The sequence below is a fragment of the Streptomyces sp. NPDC049040 genome (genome assembly GCF_043197715.1).
In the GTDB taxonomy this organism is placed as follows: Bacteria; Actinomycetota; Actinomycetes; order Streptomycetales; family Streptomycetaceae; genus Actinacidiphila.
In genome coordinates, this window is sequence record NZ_JBICTO010000048.1 from 1 (window position 1) to 1,406 (window position 1,406).

1 pseudogene is annotated in these 1,406 nt (G+C 67.4%); it reads left to right on the forward strand.

The features are described 5' to 3' along the window. Window positions 1-1,050: 1,050 nt before the first annotated feature. Window positions 1,051-1,406, forward strand: a pseudogene (locus tag ACGFMP_RS37215) (type III polyketide synthase); the annotation flags it as partial.

A 1,406-nucleotide genomic window follows, 5' to 3' on the forward strand; every position in this document is an offset into this window, starting at 1 on the left:
TGACTTCGGCACCCAGTGAGCCCAGCACTTTGATGTTCATTCTTCCCCCGTACCGTTCGGTGACTGTCGGTGCAGAGCGTTGACGAGGCTTCAGACACAGCCTCCGGCACCCGGAACCATGAATTTCCGGCAGGGCGGGCGCGAGAAGGCTCGCAGCCTCCGTACAGAGGCGCGCGAGGCAGCCTCGAGTGTTTCTCCAGCACTCTTCCAGCGCCCACGCCTGCGGGACGCAGGCGCTCGCGGGGGACACCTGGTCCCGGGTGGGCTCGGTGCTGCTACCTGCGGGCGGGGGCTGCGGCGACGGCGATGTCGGAGAGTTCGACGTTCCATCGCGACGGGCACCCCCTCATCCCGGAACTGACGGCCCGCCCGGGCCCCGACGGGCAGGAACGGTACACCACAGTCCGTGGTGAGGTGGTGACTCCCGGGGCTCGGCGGCGGTCATCCGAACCCGGTGGGCACGTGGACGACCCCGCGGGTGCGCTCACCGGGCCCTGCGGAGGGGTGGAGCCTTGCGGATGTCACGGCCTGGGCCGTGTGCGGAGAGTCAACGCCGAGGTCGGTGACGACCGGCATCCTCAGGCCTCCCTCGTGATCCGCGGCGGCCCGCGCCGCCCTGATGTCCGCACACCGGCGGTGCGGGACTGGTGTCCCTGCTCCCGCTGGTCCTCCCGCCGATACTGTCCGGATACGCTTGAGCACGACACAAGCCTCACTCGTGTCACGCTCGACACGCACGCCCCCCGGCTAGCGTGCCGCCGGACGCCCGCTGGACTGTGAGCTGGCTCACTCAGTGACGTCTGGCGTCGGGACCCCGCACGTGTCACGATTCCGGCACACCTCCCCTGCCCGAAAACAATCACCGGGCAGCGAATCGAGTGTCCTACCCGCCGGTCCCCACAGGTGAGACCGCGGCAGGCGATCCCTGTGGGAATCGCCGCCGGCGCCCCCCTGACCGGCCATCACCACACCACCGTCTGCCCTGTCCGGGCCGCGTGGAGTTCCTCGTCGTCATGCTGTCGAGACTCTCAAAGGGAGTGGATTCCTGATATGCCGAGGCTATGCAAGCCGGCGGTGAGCGCGCCGGAACACATCATCACGGTGGAAGAGACCCTGGAGTTTGCGCAGAAGGCGCATGCCGGGAAGCCGCAGCTTCCGTTGGCGCTTCGTCTGATCCGTAATACGGGGGTGAAGAAGCGTCATCTGGTGCAGCCGATCGAGGAGACGTTGCGGCATCCGGGGTTCGAGGAGCGGAATCGGATCTACGAGGTCGAGTCGAAGAAGCGTACGCCTGCGGTGATCGAGGAGGCATTGGCGAACGCGGGGCTGACGGCGCGGGATGTGGATGTGATCATCTACGTGTCGTGCACGGGGTTCTTGATGCCGTCGTTGACGGCGTGGCTGAT